15 protein-coding genes, 1 tRNA gene and 1 pseudogene are annotated in these 19,581 nt (G+C 42.0%); 10 read left to right on the top strand and 7 right to left on the bottom strand.

The genetic code is table 11. The features are described from left to right. Positions 1 to 24: 24 nt before the first annotated feature. The 4 genes from AABK37_RS14910 to AABK37_RS14925 are packed head-to-tail and all read right to left on the bottom strand — an operon-like array spanning position 25 to position 2,983. The gene (locus AABK37_RS14910) at positions 25 to 435 is read right to left on the bottom strand and encodes a secondary thiamine-phosphate synthase enzyme YjbQ (protein WP_432552339.1); all 411 of its coding nucleotides are present in this window, start codon (positions 433 to 435) and stop codon (positions 25 to 27) included. A gap of 49 nt (positions 436 to 484) precedes the next feature. Continuing rightward, a complete protein-coding gene (locus tag AABK37_RS14915) occupies positions 485 to 1,582 on the bottom strand; it encodes a glycosyl transferase (protein WP_432552357.1) in 1,098 nt (365 codons plus the stop codon). Between the two features lies 1 nt (position 1,583). Beyond that, complete coding sequence (locus AABK37_RS14920) at positions 1,584 to 1,778, bottom strand: hypothetical protein (protein WP_432552340.1); 195 nt, start codon at positions 1,776 to 1,778, stop codon at positions 1,584 to 1,586. Positions 1,779 to 1,795: 17 nt separating this feature from the next. Next, the gene (locus AABK37_RS14925) at positions 1,796 to 2,983 is read right to left on the bottom strand and encodes an aminotransferase class V-fold PLP-dependent enzyme (protein WP_432552341.1); all 1,188 of its coding nucleotides are present in this window, start codon (positions 2,981 to 2,983) and stop codon (positions 1,796 to 1,798) included. Positions 2,984 to 3,279: 296 nt separating this feature from the next. Between AABK37_RS14925 and AABK37_RS14930 the strand changes: the two genes are divergently transcribed. From AABK37_RS14930 to AABK37_RS14945, 4 genes are all read left to right on the top strand, one after another. After that, positions 3,280 to 4,752: a TM0106 family RecB-like putative nuclease gene (locus tag AABK37_RS14930; protein ID WP_432552342.1), complete on the top strand. Its 1,473-nt coding sequence runs from the start codon at positions 3,280 to 3,282 to the stop codon at positions 4,750 to 4,752. A gap of 291 nt (positions 4,753 to 5,043) precedes the next feature. After that, positions 5,044 to 6,237, top strand: a complete 1,194-nt coding sequence (locus tag AABK37_RS14935; protein WP_432552343.1) for an esterase-like activity of phytase family protein — start codon at positions 5,044 to 5,046, stop codon at positions 6,235 to 6,237. 338 nt (positions 6,238 to 6,575) lie between these two features. Beyond that, on the top strand, positions 6,576 to 8,180 hold the full coding sequence (locus tag AABK37_RS14940) for a serine/threonine protein kinase (protein ID WP_432552344.1): 1,605 nt from the start codon (positions 6,576 to 6,578) through the stop codon (positions 8,178 to 8,180). A gap of 185 nt (positions 8,181 to 8,365) precedes the next feature. After that, complete coding sequence (locus tag AABK37_RS14945; RefSeq protein ID WP_432552345.1) at positions 8,366 to 9,916, top strand: serine/threonine protein kinase; 1,551 nt, start codon at positions 8,366 to 8,368, stop codon at positions 9,914 to 9,916. Here AABK37_RS14945 and AABK37_RS14950 read toward each other — a convergent pair. Further along, positions 9,896 to 10,018: a hypothetical protein gene (locus AABK37_RS14950; RefSeq protein WP_432552346.1), complete on the bottom strand. Its 123-nt coding sequence runs from the start codon at positions 10,016 to 10,018 to the stop codon at positions 9,896 to 9,898. The genes AABK37_RS14945 and AABK37_RS14950 overlap by 21 nt on opposite strands. On the opposite strand from AABK37_RS14950, the gene AABK37_RS14955 reads away from it, so the two are divergent. The 5 genes from AABK37_RS14955 (at position 10,000) to ftsH2 (ending at position 14,986) form a co-directional block, all read left to right on the top strand. Further along, the gene (locus AABK37_RS14955) at positions 10,000 to 10,158 is read left to right on the top strand and encodes a hypothetical protein (protein ID WP_432552347.1); all 159 of its coding nucleotides are present in this window, start codon (positions 10,000 to 10,002) and stop codon (positions 10,156 to 10,158) included. The two genes, AABK37_RS14950 and AABK37_RS14955, sit on opposite strands and share 19 nt — an antisense overlap. Before the next feature lie 65 nt (positions 10,159 to 10,223). Next, a tRNA-Asp gene (locus tag AABK37_RS14960) sits at positions 10,224 to 10,297 on the top strand. A gap of 74 nt (positions 10,298 to 10,371) precedes the next feature. Further along, positions 10,372 to 11,814, top strand: coding sequence for a glutamate--tRNA ligase (gene gltX, locus AABK37_RS14965; RefSeq protein WP_432552348.1), 1,443 nt, complete (start codon positions 10,372 to 10,374; stop codon positions 11,812 to 11,814). Between the two features lie 255 nt (positions 11,815 to 12,069). After that, the gene (locus tag AABK37_RS14970) at positions 12,070 to 12,567 is read left to right on the top strand and encodes a hypothetical protein (protein WP_432552349.1); all 498 of its coding nucleotides are present in this window, start codon (positions 12,070 to 12,072) and stop codon (positions 12,565 to 12,567) included. A 532-nt stretch (positions 12,568 to 13,099) separates the two neighbouring features. After that, complete coding sequence (gene ftsH2 / locus AABK37_RS14975) at positions 13,100 to 14,986, top strand: ATP-dependent zinc metalloprotease FtsH2 (protein ID WP_432552350.1); 1,887 nt, start codon at positions 13,100 to 13,102, stop codon at positions 14,984 to 14,986. A gap of 174 nt (positions 14,987 to 15,160) precedes the next feature. On the opposite strand, the gene AABK37_RS14980 is transcribed toward ftsH2, so the two are convergent. Then, positions 15,161 to 16,864 (bottom strand): hypothetical protein, encoded by a 1,704-nt coding sequence (locus tag AABK37_RS14980; RefSeq protein ID WP_432552351.1) that lies wholly within the window; start codon positions 16,862 to 16,864, stop codon positions 15,161 to 15,163. 648 nt (positions 16,865 to 17,512) lie between these two features. On the opposite strand from AABK37_RS14980, the pseudogene AABK37_RS14985 reads away from it, so the two are divergent. Further along, positions 17,513 to 17,734, top strand: a pseudogene (locus AABK37_RS14985) (cell division protein FtsH); the annotation flags it as partial. A 184-nt stretch (positions 17,735 to 17,918) separates the two neighbouring features. Here the strand turns inward: AABK37_RS14985 and AABK37_RS14990 are convergent. Continuing rightward, positions 17,919 to 19,280: a PepSY-associated TM helix domain-containing protein gene (locus tag AABK37_RS14990; RefSeq protein WP_432552352.1), complete on the bottom strand. Its 1,362-nt coding sequence runs from the start codon at positions 19,278 to 19,280 to the stop codon at positions 17,919 to 17,921. Positions 19,281 to 19,581 lie beyond the last annotated feature (301 nt).

The following is a 19,581-nucleotide window of genomic DNA, read 5'->3' on the forward strand; positions in this document are numbered from 1 at the left end:
ACTATACTTATTGCATTCAATTTGTCATCCAGAAATATGGACAACCAATTCTCTAGTATGACTGCGTTGCCGATGTTCCCAAATGTAAATTCCTTGCCAAGTTCCCAGCACCAAATGACCTCGATTGATGGGGATGTGTTCTGAGGTATGAGTAAGCGCGGTGCGGATGTGTGCCGGCATATCATCGGAACCTTCAGCATCGTGGATATACTTAGCTGATTCGGGCACGATTTTTGCCATAAAATTAGCGAGATCCAAAAGTACATCTGGATCGGCATTTTCTTGAATTAGTAAACTAGCTGATGTGTGGCGTAAAAATAGCGTACAAAGCCCGATTTCCACCCTTGATTCTGCAACTATCGCCTCAATTTTTGGCGTTATATTATACAAAGATTTGCCAGTGGTGGGAATTCTTAGTAATTTTTGGTAATGCATAAAATTGTTAGTGGTTAGTGGTTAGTGGATGGTGGAATTTGGATAGTGGTTAGTTGTTCAGTTTTTTTGTTGCTGTGAGGAAGGAGATAACGGCTTTAGCTATAGCTTCGTTACCATCTTTAGGAATAGGTTGAGATTGCTTTGGTTGCTGCGGTACTTGATTGAGAAAGTCCCAATTACCTGCAAAAAATTCTCTAGGAGTAAGGATTTGATGCTGATGGTAATTAGTAATACCTTCTAACAAAAAAGCAGCTTCGGCAAAGTCTTCACGAGTTACTGAAACAATGGGCACTCCTAATCGTGTGGCTTCAGCAAAAGTGCCGAAACCAGGTTTAGAAACAACTCGTCCGCAAATCGGCATAAAATCTACAGGTCGATATGCTTTATCAGTTATTTTCACAAAATTAGGTAAATCCGGGGCAAATTTATCAAAGACGATAAATTGCCAATCTGGAAATTGTCGCAGATTTTCGTAAGGAATTTGCTGCAAACCCAAGCCACCAAAAGTGAGTAAAATAGTTTTTTCTCTTGAGGCAGTTATTCCCCAAGTAGATCGTAATTCATCTGCCGGATAATGAGGAGAACCACCAGTTAAACCAACATCTGTAATATTTGGGAAAGCTTGCATCGGTTCGTGGAAGGGAAGACGAAACAAGCGATCGCACTTGGAATAACATTCACTAATCCAATCAGCAATTTCTTCAAACTCACCTCCCCAACTTCGGTAGATAAAGTCCCAGCCAAAGTTACTCATCATCCAACAAGGAATATTAGCTGCTTTACCAATTAAGGAAGCGAGAAAGGGAATATCTGCCAAAATCAGATTAACGCGATTTTGGCGAATAAAGTTGACTTCAGAAGCAATCAGCGAATTCTGATTTTTCTTAATTTCCAGCAACTTTTCCAAAGTGGCTGCTTTATCCATTGTCAAGCTGTCTGCTTGCACAACACCCAAATCAAATGCGCGGGGACGATGAATAAAATCTCCTTCTATATAGCATTCTAGCAACCAACGCGGTGCAGTCGTCACCATAATTAACAGAACTTCAGGACATAACTTTTGAATTGTTGACGCTACAGATGCCGTGCGGGTAGCATGACCAAAGCCGTGATTAGTGATAGCAAAGTATAAAATTGGACGTTGCATATTAAATTGGGAATGGGGCATGGGGCAATGGGCATAGGGCATTGGGCATTGGGCATTGGGCATGGGGCATGGGGCATCGGGCATGGGGCATGGGGCATGGGGCATCGGGCATCGTCCAAGTGGGCAAGCGTCCTTTGTGAAATACGTCTAGCTTCTTTTTATTCCCATTGCCCATTGCCCTATGCCCATTGCCCATTGCCCAATGCCCATGACCTATTTACAAAATCTCTGAATTTCTTCAATCAATTGGTCGATTTCCGATTCTAGTGTAAAGTAGTGGACGCAGGCGCGTACACAATCTGGATCGGCAATTGTTCGAGTTAATAACTTTTGTGACTCTAAAAATCGTACCAGTTGCACGCTAGCTTGGGGTTTGTTATTTGTCAGTTGAAACGAGACTAAACCGGTTTCTGGTGGGGAAGTCCGCAGACATTTGATATCGGGTAACGCTGTTAAGCTTCGCCAAAGGTACTCACTCAAACGGCGAATTTCCTGATAACGTTGTTCAGGTGTTCCCCATTCGTGATGAATAGCGATCGCTTCCCTTAAACCAGCATAAAGCGGAAAATCTGAAGTAGCCACTTCATAACGTCGTCCGTCTGGATGCCAATCTACAGGTTTTCCTTGACTATCTATAACAACGCTACGCCAACCTATAAAAGTCGGTTTCAGACTTTCTTGTGCTTCTGGTCGCACATACAAACCACCCACACCCGCAGGACCGCACAACCATTTGTGACCCGTGAAAGCATAAAAATCTGCCCCCAATTCTGTTAAATTCAAAGGCATTGAGCCGACAGACTGTGCCGCATCTACGAGAATTCTCACATCATTCTTTTTGCATAGTTCCACAATTTTGTCAAGCGGCAAAACTTGACCGGTATTCCAGAGGATATGACTCAACACCAGCAAGCGAGTATTAGGGCGTAAGTGTTGGGCGATCGCATCAACCGGATCGCCTTCATTTAAAGTTGCCATCACAGGACAAGTGGTAATTTCCACTTTTAACCTGCGCCCGATTTCTTGTGCGATCGCCACAATACCTTGATGTTCGCAGTCTGTGAGCAGCATATGGTCGCCGGCTTGCCACTCCAGACCCCACATAGCAATATTGCAACCAACAGTTACATCCTCCGTGAGAGAGATTGTTTCGGGTGGGACATTCAATTCCTGTGCGATCGCCTCTTTTACTGCTTTATATTCTGGCACCAACCAGCGATAGAACTCACCACTGAAAGGACCTATATCCTGGATATGGATTTGCGCTTGGGCGATCGCATCCAGCGCCCTTTGCGGCATCGGTCCTTGTCCCCCATAGTTAAAATAAGTCTTATTAGCTAAAGCTGGAAATTGTTCTCGATGGCGATGCAACTCAATTTGTCCTGTAAAAATACTGGTCATAATTGTTAGTGGATGGTTGTTAGTGGTTGGTTGTTAGTGGTTGGTTGTTAGTGGAAGCGTGGATGGTTGTTAGTGGATGGTTGTTAGTGGTTGGTTGTTAGTGGAAGCGTGGATGGTTGTTAGTGGATGGTTGTTAACAACCAGTCTTTCTTGTCCCCCTTGTCCCCCTTGTCTCCCTTGTCTCCCCCATCTCCCTCATCTCCCTCATCTCCCTCATCTCCCCTCCCCCTCCCCCCCTCCCAACAGTTCTTGCCTAGATTACTCCGATCAGTGCTAATTCTTGTTAGCTTAAAGGAATGTTAATTAATGCTGAACATCTGCTGCAATACCAACGGTGTAAGCGGCGACCTTTTTTAGATATTCGCGGTGATAAAAAGCAGCAAGATCCCCCTAATGACTTGCTGCAAAAATTGCACGCAGACAAAATCGCTCATCAACAGAGTATTTTGACACCGTTGAGTTATCACGAACCTGATTATCCTTATGGAGACTGGGAAGCTGGGGCGGCAGCGACTGTAGAATTAATGCAGCAAGGCGTAGATTGCATTAATAAAGGAGTGTTGCTAATAACTTATGGTGAACACACTTTGCTTTCGCGTCCCGATTTATTATTCAAACAGCCAGGACAGTCAAGTTTTGGAGATTGGATGTACGTGCCGACGACTATCGAACTAGGTAAGCGTCCCAAACAAGAATATCAAGTTTCGGCAGCATTTCACGCTCAGGTGTTGGCGACGGTGCAAGGCATCGAACCTGAGGCTGCTTGGTTAATATTGCGTACTAAAATGACGAGTTATGAGGTGGAGTTGTCTAAATGGACACCGCAAATGCTCTCAATTCTCCAAGAGTTTATTCAAACTTTAGAATCACCCGTAGCACCAGAGGTGTTTATTGCCCGCCAGAAGTGTAATCTTTGTCACTGGTACAGTAGTTGTTATGCGATCGCTCATTCTCAGAAACACCTTTCACTATTACCAGGAGTCACACCCCTTCGCTACACTCAACTCCAAGCACTTTCCATCACAACAGTAGAATCTTTAGCTAAAACTCTTCCAAGCGTTCTAGAAAATTTGGTTGGGTTTGACAGTGAAGTAGCGCTGAAGCTGGTAGTGCAAGCTGAATCTGTAGTCAAAAATCGTCCGTTTATCTTACCTTACGCGATACCGACAGAAGATATCACATTTACAGCGCCCATCGAGATTTACTTTGATATTGAAGCGCAGCCAGACTTGAATTTAGATTATCTCTTAGGAGTTTTGGTCGTTGACAGACAAGCCAACACCGAAAAATTTTATTCATTCCTGGCAGAAAAGCCAGAGGAAGAAGAAATTATTTGGCAGCAATTTTTAGAATTAGTTTGGCGATATCCCGAAGCGCCGATTTATCATTTCTGCATTTACGAATTTGATACAGTCAAACGACTGGCGAGACTTTACCGCACTCCGCAGCGAGATGTAGCACCTGTACTGAATCGATTTGTAGATGTATACGAAGAATTAATACAAAGTGTTGCATTACCGATAGAAAGCTATGCATTAAAAGCGATCGCTAAATGGTTAAGATTTGAATGGCGGGATTCAGAGGCAAGTGGTGCTAAGTGTATTTACTGGTACGATAGGTGGTTAGAAACAGGCGATCGCACCTTACTAGAAATTATCCAACGCTACAACGAAGACGACTGTCGCGCTACTCGCAATGTTAAAGACTGGCTAGCTAACTTTTTTCAAAATGAATATTATCTTCGTCAACATAAAATTCTTTCTAATTAAACGCTAATTACTAAATAGCCAACAAGTTCCTGCGTACAGCAGGACATATTAAAATCTCTTTTTCCCCTTTCCCCCATTTTCAAGTCAGGAAGGCGTAAATAAACGAATGTTAGTAGTAAGGGTTTGAGCCGCTTAAAACCCTTACCAAAAGCCAAAAGCGAAAATACCGTTCACTATGAACAAAAACCATTTTTATATTTAATTATACTTATCTAAGTTAATAAAAGATATTCATTATTAGCTATTTATGATATCCTGTCTGTGGCTATTAGCTTTTCACAATAGCTTATTATGCAGCTAATTAAAAAACTCTTAAGTTTGCCGCAATTTATCTACTTTTGTATCCCAATTCTCGTCATCAGCATCTTATTCTTTTTCCACGACTTACCCATCAACGCTGTCGAAATAACAGACATAGATTTTATCGGACAAGCTACTTTACCAAAGAATATAACTTTCCAAAAAACCCTAATCGGGGGATTATCAGGAATTACATACGACCCCAAAAAAAACCTTTATTACGTCATATCCGATGACCGTGGTAAAAAAGCTCCCGCACGATTTTACACCCTAAAAATAGACCTGAGCAAAGGTAAATTGGCAAATGGCGGTGTTGTACCCGTAAGTGTTACTACATTGTTAAACGAAAATGGTCAGAAGTTACCGTCTGGTGAGACAGACACAGAAGGTATTGCTTTAACTAGTAAAGATACTGTATTTATTTCTTCTGAAGGCGATGCTAACCAATTAATTAATCCTTTTATTAAAGAATTTTTATTATCTTCTGGCAAAGAAATTACAACATTACCAATACCTCAAAAGTTTTTACCAGATAAAAATGGTAAGCAAGGTATTCGTAACAACTTGGCGTTTGAAAGCCTCACCATCACACCCAACGAAAAGAAACTGTTTACAGCCACCGAAAATGCATTAATTCAAGATGGTTCAGAAGCCAAAGCAAATACTAGCAGTCCTTGCCGTATTTTGCAATATAACTTGCTCACCAAGCAGCTAGAAAAAGAATTTCTTTATCAAACTGAACCAGTCGCACCGCTTTTGGATATTACTAAACATTTTACTAGCGGTTTACCTGATTTACTTGCTGTTGATAATCGAGGTAACTTCCTTAGTTTAGAGCGGAGTTTTACAGGCTTAGGGTTTTATATTGCTTTATTTCAGGTTTCCTTAGAAGAAGCCGATGACATTCACAATATCGACAGTATCAAGCAAGCTGATATTAAAAACATTAAACCAGTTCAGAAAAAACTACTATTAGATTTAAGAAAATTAGACGTGTTGCTAGACAACATCGAAGGTTTAACTTTTGGTTCAAAACTACCTGATGGACAGCCCTCATTAATACTTATCAGCGATAACAATTTCAATTCTCTGCAACGCACTCAAATACTAGCCTTTAAACTCAAGATGGAATCAAGGCTTATCAGGTTACTACGCCGTTTAGTCCCGCCGAACTTCAAGCGCTAACTGCTGCGTCGTGTTAGTAGGATACCTAATATTCAATTTGTTTTCTCGGTGTATTTATGGTCACAAATAGGCAATTTAATTAACCTTGCGTTTTGTTTCCGTATAATTTCTCATCCGCATTGCTTAATAAATATGTTACACAATGTTTAAAAGCTTTTACATAGAGATCCAGCGTGGTTTTATCAAAAATTCACCTTTATTTATGTTATTTTTCATCTCACCTAATTGAGTCTATAAAATACTTTATCTTTTTATTAGATAAAATTAGTATGAAAAAGAATGTATTATTAATTGTTTCTTAAAAAAATCTTTTTATGATAATCAATAAAATTAATATTATGGTAAAGCCAAAAAAAGAATTAGATGCTTATATAGGAAAATTTTTAAATAATCGATATTTAATAAGAGATTTAATTGGCAAAGGGGGTATGGGTAGAGTTTACCTAGCAGAAGACGCTGCAAAAGGGGGGATGGCAGTTGCAGTTAAAATTCTTTCGTTGAGTCTGGTAAATCAGCAAATGTCCCAGCGCTTTGTTAGAGAAATTTTTATTGGAGCTCAATTAGGTCGCAAAAGTAAACATATTGTCCGGGTGTTGAGCTACGGAATTACCGAAGAAAAAATTCCCTTCTGTGTAATGGAATATCTTCCAGGTAAAAATTTAAAAAATTTTTTAAAAAATCAAACATTAACAGTAGCGCAGTTTTTAGATTTTTGTCATCAAATTTGTTTAGGGTTACAGTGCGCTCATCAAGGTATTACCCTCAAAGGAGAGATTTATCCGGTTGTTCACCGAGATATTAAACCAGAAAACATATTTATCGTTGAAGATGTGAAAGTTGGAACAATAGTAAAAATTCTTGATTTTGGTATCGCCAAGTTTTTAACAGAGCGTGCCGGTATGACACTTACAGATTCATTTATTGGCAGTTTACCTTACTGTTCTCCAGAACATATAGAAGGACGTAAACTGCTGGATATGCGTTCTGATATTTACAGTTTGGGAGTGTTGATGTTTGAGATGCTAACAGGAAAGCATCCATTTTACACAACAAGCCAATCCTTTGGCACTTGGTATCAAGCTCATCGCTTTCAAATACCACCTACCTTTGAGGAAGTGAATCCTCAAGTCAAAATTCCCCATAAATTAGAACAATTAGTAATAAGTTGTTTAGCTAAAGACGCGAGCGATCGCCCACGAAATATCAGCGAAATTTTAACAACTTTAGAAAACGTAAAAACACAGCTGAATGATAATATCTCCTTCTTCAGTAACTTGGAAAGTTCATCTACCGTGCAATTAATACCTTTTACCTCAGTATCAGAAAAAGAGTGTTTGCACCAAATTTGGCCCAAAAATAAACCAATTGCACCAATTGGTTTTCCACATTTACTACACACTCCTCAAGGAACCATCCCAACTTTTTGGGCAATGTTACCCAAAAAAGAAATTAGCAAATTTATAGATAAAACAAATGACACTGACTTTATATCTAAAATGAATATCTATCCAATGATATTGTGGACAACAATTTTACATAATCCCGATCTGCCTTTAACGCGGTGGTTGTCTTATTTCTTGGATATGAAAGATAGTAGAGGACAAAAAATAGTGCAGATATTAGCAGAGATTGGCTACTATCATCTGCTATTTTTCGCTTTTGAAGAACCAACTCACTGCGCTCATGTCAAGACTTTAACTCTCAATAGCCACCAGCGTCAGCAACTTGCAGATTGGTTAGAGCTTAGTCAAAATTCCCCTGAAGTTATTAATTCCAATCAAGCCAAAGTTATTCTTAAAGCAGAGTACGAAAAGATTAAACCAGAAATTTTACGAAAGTTAGCACTCAATAAAAACAACAGCAAAGTCAATGTAAAAAATTGGCTATTTAAAGTATTTTCTAATTTAGGAAATTTTTTCTTGCGTCCGGAAAATATAGCATAATTCATAATTCCTAATTTATAATTCACGCATTATGTACTTGAGGGGATTTAGACCCCACCTGAAACAAAAATGCTTATAGGAGGCACCGGGTACAAACCCTCTTGAATTATGAATTAATAATTATTAAGTAGGTTGATTGAGATAATATTTAATTTTTTCATTGCGAAAGCGCAGAGGTTTTAAAAGTGAATCAAAGTGCATTTGCTTGTGCGAATAAAACTGAATTGCTTGCCAATCGTTATCAACTAAAGCAGCTAATTGGCAAGGGAGGTATGGGTGAAGTATTTTTAGCTTCGGACATCTTGTTAGGGGGAATACCAGTTGCCATCAAGTTTCTTTCTCAAACGGTTTCAAATCCTCGGATGCAAGAAGACTTTGCCCGTGAAGCTCGTACTTGTGCAGTTTTAAGTCAAAAAAGCCTACATATAGTCCGGGCACATGATTACGGCGTGAGTGAACAAGGCAAACCATTCTACGTCATGGAATATCTGTGCGGCAAGAGTTTAAAGGATTTAATTCCTATACCTTTGGCGATGTTTATTACTCTTGGACGGCAGATTTGTTTAGGCTTACAATGCGCTCATGAAGGAATTAACATTGACGAAGAAATTTATCAGCTAGTTCATAGAGATATTAAACCAGCCAATATATTAGTTATACCAGATCCGATATTAGGTCAGTTAGCAAAAATTTTAGACTTTGGAATTGCTAAATTTTTAAATTCATCAGCAACAACTAGCACAAATAGAGGGTTTAATGGCACTTTGCCTTACTGTTCTCCGGAACAATTAGAAGGAGAAAAATTAGATAATCGCTCTGATATTTATAGTTTGGGTGTAACAATGTATGAAATGCTTACAGGTAAAAAACCCTGGCAACCAGAAACCGACTTATTTGGCGCATGGTATAAAGCACATCACTTTGAAACCCCAAGAGCGATCGCCGATATTAATCCCAACCTCAAACTGCCCAAAGAGCTAGATGATTTAATCATGGCTTGTCTTGCCAAAGCACCTGACTCGCGTCCCCAAAATATTACCCAAGTCCTAAACATCTTAGAAAAACTCGATCCGTCCACTTATCTCGGCTTGCCTGCAACTTTAATCAAAACAGGATACACTGCCACCATCACTCCCCCCCTCCCCCCCTCCCCCCCTCCCCCCCTCCTCCCCTTGGGATCTGGCTTACCTTTAATAGTAGAAAAAGCCTGTTGTCAACTATTGTGGTCCAAAGACAAACCAATTCAGGAAATTGTTTTTCCTCAACTTCTCAACGTTGAACAAGGATTCGCAGCACTATCGCTGATGATGTCTAAAAAAGAGATAAACAACCGCGCTTTTTGTACTCGTTACAACCAATTTATCTTTGTCACATCTCCCCATCCGATGTTGTTGTGGCTGACTGTACTTTATAACAAAGGACTCGAACCCAAGTGGCTTCCTTGCTACTTGGATATGCAAAATCCCCAAAATCATAAACTAGTGTCTTCATTAGCGGAAAATGAACGCTATCCTCTAATTTTCTTTACTTTAGAAGCACCCCATTCCTGCGCCAACGTGATTAGTAGTCGCATCGATCCAACTCAGCGGCAAATGTTGAAAACCTGGCTAGAACACAGTCAAAGCTTACCCCCCTCATCTTTGCCCCAGTTGAGTAAAAACCTCTTAAAACAAGAGTATAAAAAAATGCAATCTCATATATTGCGGCATCTGACATCAACGCCACAGATTGGGTAATGGGGCATGGGGCATTGGGCATCGGGCATCGGGCATCGGGCATGGGTAATGGGGAATGGGGAATGGGTAATTGGTAATCGGTAATGAAAAAACAATTACCAATGCCCTATGCCCTATGCCCAATGCCCTATGCCCAATGCCCTATGCCCAATGCCCAATGCCCAATGCCCTATGCCCTATGCCCAATGCCCTATGCCCAATGCCCTATGCCCATTACCCATTACCAATTCCCCAACAAATAATTAATTTCAAAAAAACCCTTGACAAATAGCTATAGAATAGGCATAATAGGGAAGCTGCCAATTAAGGGACTGTAGTTCAATTGGTTAGAGCACCGCCCTGTCACGGCGGAAGTTGCGGGTTCGAGCCCCGTCAGTCCCGTTAAATAAATAAGTTTGGATTGAATCCAAAATCTAAGCTACATTAATCATGCTTTAGCGAAGAGAGAATTTGCTGTGACAGTCAGAGTGCGTATTGCTCCGAGTCCAACTGGGAATTTGCATATTGGTACGGCGAGAACCGCTGTATTTAACTGGTTATTTGCCCGTCACCAAGGCGGCAAATTTATTTTGAGAATTGAAGATACAGATATCGAGCGATCGCGTCTTGAATATACCGAAAATATCCTAGAGGGACTGCGCTGGTTAGGACTAAATTGGGATGAAGGACCATTTTTTCAATCCCAACGCCTCGATATCTACAAACAAGCAGTAAAAAGCCTGCTAGATAAACAGTTGGCTTATCGCTGCTACACCACCTCCGAAGAACTAGAAGCTTTGCGAGAAGCTCAAAAAGCCAGAAACGAGGCTCCCCGCTACGACAACCGTCATCGCAACCTCACCCCAGAACAACAAGCAGCTTTTGAGGCAGAAGGGCGTAGCTTCGTAATTCGCTTCAAAATTGAAGATGATCGGCAAATTGTTTGGAATGACCTGGTACGGGGAAACATGAGTTGGCAAGGCAGCGATTTGGGTGGTGATATGGTCATCGCTCGTGCCGCAGAAGATGGAATTGGTCAGCCACTGTACAATTTTGCGGTTGTAGTTGATGACATGGATATGCAAATCAGCCACGTCATCCGAGGAGAAGACCACATTGCCAACACAGCCAAGCAAATTCTGCTTTATGAAGCCTTTGGCGCAAAAGTTCCAGAATTTGCCCACACACCCCTAATTTTGAACATGGATGGGCGCAAGCTTTCCAAACGGGACGGTGTTACTTCCATCTTTGACTTCAAGCAAATGGGCTTCACCCCCGAAGCTTTAGTCAATTACATGACCTTATTGGGTTGGTCCGCTCCAGACTCAACGCAGGAAATCTTCACCTTAGAAGAAGCCGCCAAGCAGTTTAGCTTTGAGCGTGTGAATAAAGCAGGGGCGAAATTTGACTGGGCGAAACTCGATTGGTTGAACAGTCAGTATATCCACCCAATGCCAGTGGATAAATTGACAGATTTGATTATTCCCTATTGGGAGAAAGAAGGGTATAAATTTGACCAAGGACGAGAACGTTCTTGGTTAGAGCAGTTAGTTGCTTTAATTCAGCCGAGCATGACTCGTTTGACCGATGCGGTAGCGATGAGTCAACTGTTTTTCACTGAAACAGTACCATTTAGTGATGAAGCAATGGCTCAACTAACGCAAGATGGTGTTGCTGCGGCATTACAGGGAATTATCGCTGCTGTAGATAATCAGCAACTGAGTGAATCTAGCGCCCAAGACATTATCAAACAGGTAGTTAAACAGCAAAATGTCAAGAAAGGTTTGGTAATGCGTAGTCTCCGTGCCGCTTTAACCGGAGATGTTCACGGTCCCGACCTGATTCAATCGTGGTTGCTACTTAATCGAATTAATTTAGATAAGCCGCGCTTGACTGAGGCTATAGCAAAAAGTAATTAGACATTACTTGCTTTTTTGTCGGCATTGTGGGGGCGGACGTTTGTGCGTCCCCAATCATTCGTAACAGTAGAAAATCCTGAATGCTAAATTTTGGTAGAGAATAAATAATAAAGAAGATAAAAAACTTTCGGAGTCAGCATTACTGAATAATAAATAATTCTCAATCTAAATTAAGTAGTTAATTACTCACGTCTTGGGAACTTGGCGTGTAAAATTAGTGTCTTAAAAAACACTTAGAAAATTCCTGTAAACAAAATGCCGAAAACATTACTAAATAGAGGGATAAGATTATCGTTCACGATAGTTACGCTTTTAGTGGCATCAGCAATTAATACTGTAGCTTATGCTCAAGAAGTGCCACCGCCCATATTTGGAGATATTCGTGTTGGCGGCAGGTTTTCCCCAGACCCCCTGGTAGTTCGAGGTATGAGTGGTGGTTCCATACCTGCCAGAAGAGTCGTTGGGAGAGCAGAAACTGCAACGGGTCCGTGTACTGGGTTTGTGGATGAAGAACCAGATCATAATTTGCAGCTAACAACTAGATTCGACTACCTGAAGTTAGAAGTAGACAGTCCGGAAGATACTACACTGATTGTCACTGGACCTGGCGGCAGCTGGTGTAATGATGAGTTTGACGGCGAAAATCCCGGCATTGTTGGGGAATGGCTTCCCGGAACTTACAAGATTTGGATTGGTTCCTACCACAAAAACAGGTATCTCCCTTACACTTTGGAAATTACAGAATCAAAGTAGGCTTTAGGGAAGAGGAGAAGGAGACAAGGGGCGACGGGTGTGGGGACAAGGGGAGCTTTTCTCCGTGCGGAGGTTCCCTCCGTTGAGGCACCTGGCGTGGACTAGGGGGAGTTTGCCTCCTCGTCTTCCTTGTCTTTTCCATCTCCCTTGTCTCCCTTGTCCCCCCATCCCCCCCTCTCCCCCTCTCCCCATCCCCCCATCTCCTCAAACTCTGCTGGTGTAATGTATTAGAATTAAGTTAAATTTAATTAAGATTCTTAATGGTGTCATGGATTTGCCGTAGCGCTTCAATAGCTCTATGGAAATGCGTGTAAAACATAAGATTAAAGAAAAATGGATTTATAAACATCCGTTTCACGGCGTAGTGACAGGGTGAGCAAAAAAACGATGAAGAATAAAGGATGAAGGATAAAGTACTAAGCTTCGGTTCGAGCCGCAGAAGTATACTTCATGCTTCGCACTTCAGCCGGAAGTTGTCACCACCATCAGTTGCTACTAGTTAGTTGTTATTGGCATCTAAAGGCAAATTAAAATGAAATTCTCTTGGAGAGTCCTAGTACTCTGGACATTGCCTGCTTTGGTAATTGGCTTTTTCTTCTGGCAAGGAGCATTTGCTGGCGCTCCTGCGGATATGACTAAGAACACAGCTAGTACCCGCATGACCTATGGTCGCTTTCTGGAATATTTGGATGCAGATCGAGTCACGAGCGTGGATCTTTATGAAGGTGGTAGGACAGCAATTGTCGAAGCTGTCGATCCAGAACTCGATAATCGCGTGCAACGAGTGCGGGTAGACCTGCCGATGAGTGCTCCCGAGCTAATTTCCAAGCTGAAAACCAAAGGAATTAGTTTTGATGCTCACCCGATGCGGAATGATGGAGCAATCTGGGGACTGTTAGGTAATCTGATTTTTCCAATTCTATTGATTACCGGATTGTTCTTTTTGTTCCGCCGCTCTAGCAACCTTCCTGGTGGTCCCGGACAAGCGATGAATTTTGGCAAGTCTAAGGCTCGCTTTCAAATGGAGGCAAAAACAGGAGTCAAATTTGACGACGTAGCAGGTATTGAGGAAGCTAAAGAAGAACTGCAAGAAGTTGTCACCTTTTTGAAACAACCAGAAAGATTTACCGCTGTAGGCGCACGCATTCCCAAAGGAGTGCTGTTAGTTGGACCTCCTGGAACTGGTAAAACTTTACTAGCAAAAGCGATCGCCGGGGAAGCTGGTGTACCATTCTTCAGTATTTCCGGTTCGGAATTCGTAGAAATGTTCGTTGGTGTCGGTGCTTCCCGCGTCCGCGATTTGTTTAAGAAAGCGAAAGATAACGCGCCTTGTATCATTTTTATCGATGAAATCGACGCGGTAGGCAGACAGCGCGGTGCTGGTATCGGTGGCGGTAACGATGAAAGAGAACAAACTTTGAACCAACTGCTCACGGAGATGGATGGTTTTGAAGGTAACACCGGCATCATTATTATTGCGGCTACCAACCGTCCTGATGTATTAGACGCAGCATTATTGCGTCCGGGACGCTTTGACAGACAAGTAACTGTTGATGCACCGGATATCAAAGGACGCTTGGAAATTCTCCAAGTTCACGCTCGGAATAAGAAACTAGATAAGAGTGTATCTTTAGAAGCGATCGCTCGCCGCACTCCTGGTTTCACCGGTGCTGATTTAGCTAACTTACTCAACGAAGCGGCAATTCTCACCGCCAGACGCCGTAAAGAAGGTATCACCCTGGCGGAAATTGATGACGCAGTTGACCGCGTTGTCGCGGGGATGGAAGGTACTCCTTTGGTAGATAGCAAGAGCAAACGCTTGATTGCTTACCACGAAGTTGGACACGCTTTGGTGGGGACGTTGCTCAAAGACCATGACCCAGTACAAAAAGTTACCCTCATCCCACGCGGACAAGCGCAGGGTTTGACTTGGTTTACTCCCAACGAAGAACAAGGATTAATTTCCCGTTCTCAGTTGAAAGCAAGAATTACTGGTGCTTTGGGTGGTCGCGCTGCTGAAGAAGTAATTTTTGGTCATGCTGAAGTGACAACTGGTGCGGGTGGTGATTTGCAACAGTTGACCGGAATGGCACGTCAAATGGTAACACGTTTCGGGATGTCGGATTTAGGTCCGCTGTCTTTGGAAAGTCAGCAAGGTGAAGTATTCTTGGGTCGTGACTGGACGACACGATCTGAATATTCCGAAGCGATCGCTCGTCGCATCGATTCTCAAGTTCGGGAAATTGCCGAGCAGTGTTATGACTTAGCAAAGCGGTTGATTCGCGAAAATCGCACCGTCACCGATCGCTTAGTCGATCTGCTGATCGAGAAAGAAACTATTGACGGTGAAGAATTCCGTCAGATTGTGGCTGAATACACAGAAGTTCCCGAAAAGCAACAGTACGTACCTCAGTTGTAATATATCCAGTATTTCAGGAATTTAATTTGAAACGACTGTAGTAATAGGTGCTTTCAGCGAACGTTGTTAAGGGGATGGTGAATACCATCCCCTTTTTTTTTGAGTGTGGCTATAAATATAGCGGTCAAGGGTTAAATTGGCAGCGCTAACACAAATCAATAATCTCAATCTATATTAGAAGCGACCAGGGTCGTCATCAAGTGCCAGCAAGAAATCAACCAGGTCTGTTTGCTGCCGTGGACTAAACCCAGCTTGACTATCCACATAAAAGTCATGACCTGTACCATCAAGGTTACTTTGTACTAAAGCAGGGTTAGCCTTGTTGGTAGCGACAACTAAAGCGCGAAGTTCCCTATCTACTAAAGCACGCAAGCTGCTTGCAGCATCAGCGGGTTTGATTTGGCTAAGAGTGCCAGTCAGTCCTAACCCACTAGGGTCAACAACGGTAAAACTGCCATTTCTGGCAAATTTTAAACTTCCTGAACGCACTGCCACACCACCATCATGTAAATATGGCGCACTTAAATAAAGACCTCGTAACGAAGTCGTTTTGTAACCGCCATTTGGTAATATGCCTTTGGGTAGGGTTGTGGGACTATCAGAAATCCCTTCTGTTGGTACATCCAGCACTTGGGCGTTTGCAGGTATCGGAACAGGAGTATCAAGAGTGTAGAGTTTGGGTGGCACTAATAACTTATTCAACCCCAAGCGAGACTGAGCACGCGCTGGGTTAGTACCAATTTCTTCAACAGAATGAATTTTGTTGTCAGTAAAGAAGGGTGGAATGTGGCAAGTTGCACAGTTTGCTTGCTGAAACACTTTTGCCCCACGCATCACAGAACGATTCTTCAACGCCTGCAAGTTTTCCAGAGTGCGGTTGGCAGGTGGAACTAAACTATTTTGAAAAGCAGACATGGCGTTGCTGGCAAACAGGAAAGTGCCACTGGCAATATCATCTGGATTTTCACTATTCGGGCTGAAAACCAAACCGTTATATGTAAATAAACTGGGTAGCAGGTTTGGATAATCTCCCGTACCTGGAGCATTGACTTGATCTTCTAATTCTGCTTTTGTAACTTCTGGTGCAACTTTACGGAGCCATTCTGAGGGTTTTACAGGTTCTCCTGCTGGTAAACGTAACCTGGGGTCGGCAGCATTCTGAAGAAGTGTACCTAGATAAACTTCTGAATCAATGTTTAGAACTTTTTCACTCAGTTGGTAAGCTGCCAACAAGTTAATTTCGGAAGAGTGAACTCCATTGTTGATAGCACTGAGTCCAGCAAACGGACCTACTGCAAACTGCCCATCAAATCCATAAGGATTTGTTTTAAATGTGAAGAGACTGGGAATTTGGGTAGTGTTGTTAATGCTATCTGGTGAACTCTCGAAATGACCAAAAGGTACATCCAACACGGCATCGTCGAAGGCTTGTTCAAACTTTTGAGGGTCTGGCAATTGTACTAATTGACCTTGGCTGTCAATGATAGTTTTGCCGTCACCTTGATATTGTGGGTCTAGGGGGTTGAACTTTAACCGCGCAAACCCTGCGGCTGTATTTGGTGATAAAGCAATCAATACGGAAGTCCCCAAGATGCCATTAGGTACTCCCGTCAGGCGTTCACCTTTATTGTTAAGGGTGACATGACACACTGCACAGGTCAGGTTGCCATTAGGTGTGATTCCTAAGGGAACAGTCCCGGACTTTTCTACTTGTAAGCCTGTATTAATGACAGTTCCTTTGGGAAAAGTCCGACTACCTAAAGTTATATCCTTCTCAAGGGTAATTTGTAAGTTTGTTGTCGGCTGACCCTGTAAATTCCTAATTGCTACACTTATTTCTGGCAAAATATTAGCAATACCTTGTCCAAAACCAAACACTCCTTGTAAACCGAATGTATCGCCAATTTTACGGTTGAAAAATATATCTTCACCTTTGGCGATTAATTCTTGAGTGATTTCAACTGCTCCTACTTGTTGATAGGAAGTTGGATTATTAGGATTGAGTTCCTGCTGTTTAACTAGTTCTGCTGCTTGTTGAGGACTAAGCAGTTTGCCAAAATAGTCATGCGGAGCCTATTGGTTGAATTGGAGCAGGTTGCATTATGTCCATTTTAGCTAAAGCTATTTGGTCTGCTGTTAACCAATGTGATAGCAAAATACCAAAAAAGCTCACAAAAAAAACGAATATTAAAAAGAGAATTCGAGCTTTAAAAGCATAAAATCCCCTCCAAAAAGCATTTTTAGAGTTTGCTGTTCGGGGTTTCATATGATATGAATTGAAAACTTGTAGTTTAGGTATATCACATAGATAAGTGAATGTATAAAAAATCAGATAATTTTTACATTTGTTGATATGTTGCAAAGATGTAGTTGGTGTTCAGATGTTTTGCTGTTTCAACTAACATTTTGATTTTGTTCGCGATCGCAGCTTAACCTTTTTGTGGCATGATGAAACCCCAATATTTTGCTGAAGATTTAAATTTGGTTGTGACGCAACTAAAGAAAAGTGCGGAAATTACTCATACTCATCCGGAAGCGATCGCTCGTCGCATCGATTCCCAAGTGCGGGAAATTGCCGAGCAGTGCTATGACTTAGCAAAGCGGTTGATTCTTTGAAAATCGCACCCAAGCGATCGCTTAGTCGATCTGCTCATCGAAAAAGAAACTATCGACGGTGAAGAATTTCGTCAGATTGTGGCTGAATACACAGAAGTTCCCGAAAAGCAACAGTACGTACCTCAACTTTAATATCTCAACATTTCGGGAATTGGATTTGAAACGACTGTAGTAATACGTGCTTTCAGCGAACGTTGTTAGGGGGATGGTGAATACCATTCCCTTTTTTTTTGATGTGTGGCTACAAATAAAACCAAAAATGACCCACGGGTTGGGTGCGTAATAATTACTTGTCCAAACTACTGACTTACTAAGTTCAAAGCTTCTCTGATAGTTCTATTGCGCGTACACTAGGTTTTGCTCGATAGCGATACCAATACATCTCAATACCAGTGATGAATAGAAGGAACGGTGTAAGTCCAACAAATACGTAGAGAATGCGAGTGGGTAAGCCGCCAAAAGTGCCGTAGTGTAGGGGAGTAAAAGAATTGAGGACGCGATCGCCCAACGACATCGGAAATATATTATCCACTCGCAACACTTCACCGCTATATTGGTCGAGATAAACATAACTTTGCCCGTTTTCATCATCATCCTGGGGTAGCTTAAAGCCAATACTCAAAGCATCTTCTGGTTTACGAGGAAAGTAAATCCTCCCAAGCATTGCATTTGGGAACGTAGCACGAGCAGTTTTTAGTTGGTCTGTTAGTTGCAGTGGAGTTTTACCTGGAACAGGCTTAGAGACAGGTTCTGATATTGGCTTGTGGGTAAATGTCACTGCATAAATTATCGGGTTAGTGAAATCAGAGAAATTCCAGCAGAAACCAGTGAAGCCTGTGAGGGCGATAAATATAGCTGTAACAATACCTGCTACTTTGTGAATATCAAAGTTAACCCGTTTCGGATGAGCATTCCACTTGATTTTAAAGCCGTTGAGCAGTTTTCTCCAACCGGGCCAGAGGACAATCCCTGTAAGGCTGAGGATGCACATCAGTAAGGCAGCAATCCCAGCGATCGCGTATCCGGTTTTGCCAGACAACAGATTGTAGTGGAGTTCGTAGACAACTGAGAAAAATCTATACGAATAATTTTCATGACTGTTACCAAGAACCACTCCGGTGTAAGGGTTGACGTAGAGTTCAGCCAATTCGCTTTCCTTTATCCTCGGAACAACGATCGCGGGAGCATTTGGCTTGGCAGATATATAAATGCGATCAATTGTTACGTTTGGTTGATTAGCATACGCTTTTTTTACCGTATTGAGGATAACTTCGACAGGCAACCGTTCACCACCAGGAGTAATCGATCCAGTTTGGAATTTACCAATGAGGTCAGTCGCTAAAATAAAGCCGTTTACGGTACCATCTGTTTTTGGGGTTGGATCATCGAAGCTAGTCTGTAAAATCACCTCCACACCCTTAGACGTGGGATTTGCCTTAACTCCTGTCACTTGCACTAATTCAGGAGTTGGTACTGTTTCTGGTGTTGGCGACTGCACTAACTGCTGGGCGCTACTGATAGGACGCTTTATCTGCTTAAGTTGCTGAATCTTTTTAATCGGTTCAATAACCTGTTTTTTAGTAATTAGTTGAGTAGAGTCTGCACTAGCCTTAGTGGATGCTGTAATAGAAGCAGTTCTTGTACTTTGCGCCCAAACAGGTTGAGCAACAAGTGGCATCAAGACACTCGTGATGCATCCACTGACAATAAAGCATAATAAACTAGGCGATCGCTTATCTCGCTGCGAATTTGAGCGTCGCTATCAGGCAATGCCGCAATACTACAAAGCTTCTAGATAGCTAAGGAGAGACTTGTGCTAATAACTAACGATCCTCACCTTATCCCTCTGCGCTGTTCTCTAGAAGGTTTATCGGTGGGGTGCGATTCGTTGTTAGCCGAATCCTGGTAATCAGTCCGGTCATAAGCTAACCAACCCATTCAGGGTTGAACTCTCAGATTGATATAGGTGAAAGTCCTAT

The sequence above is a fragment of the Tolypothrix sp. VBCCA 56010 genome (assembly GCF_050875635.1).
GTDB lineage: Bacteria > Cyanobacteriota > Cyanobacteriia > Cyanobacteriales > Nostocaceae > Hassallia.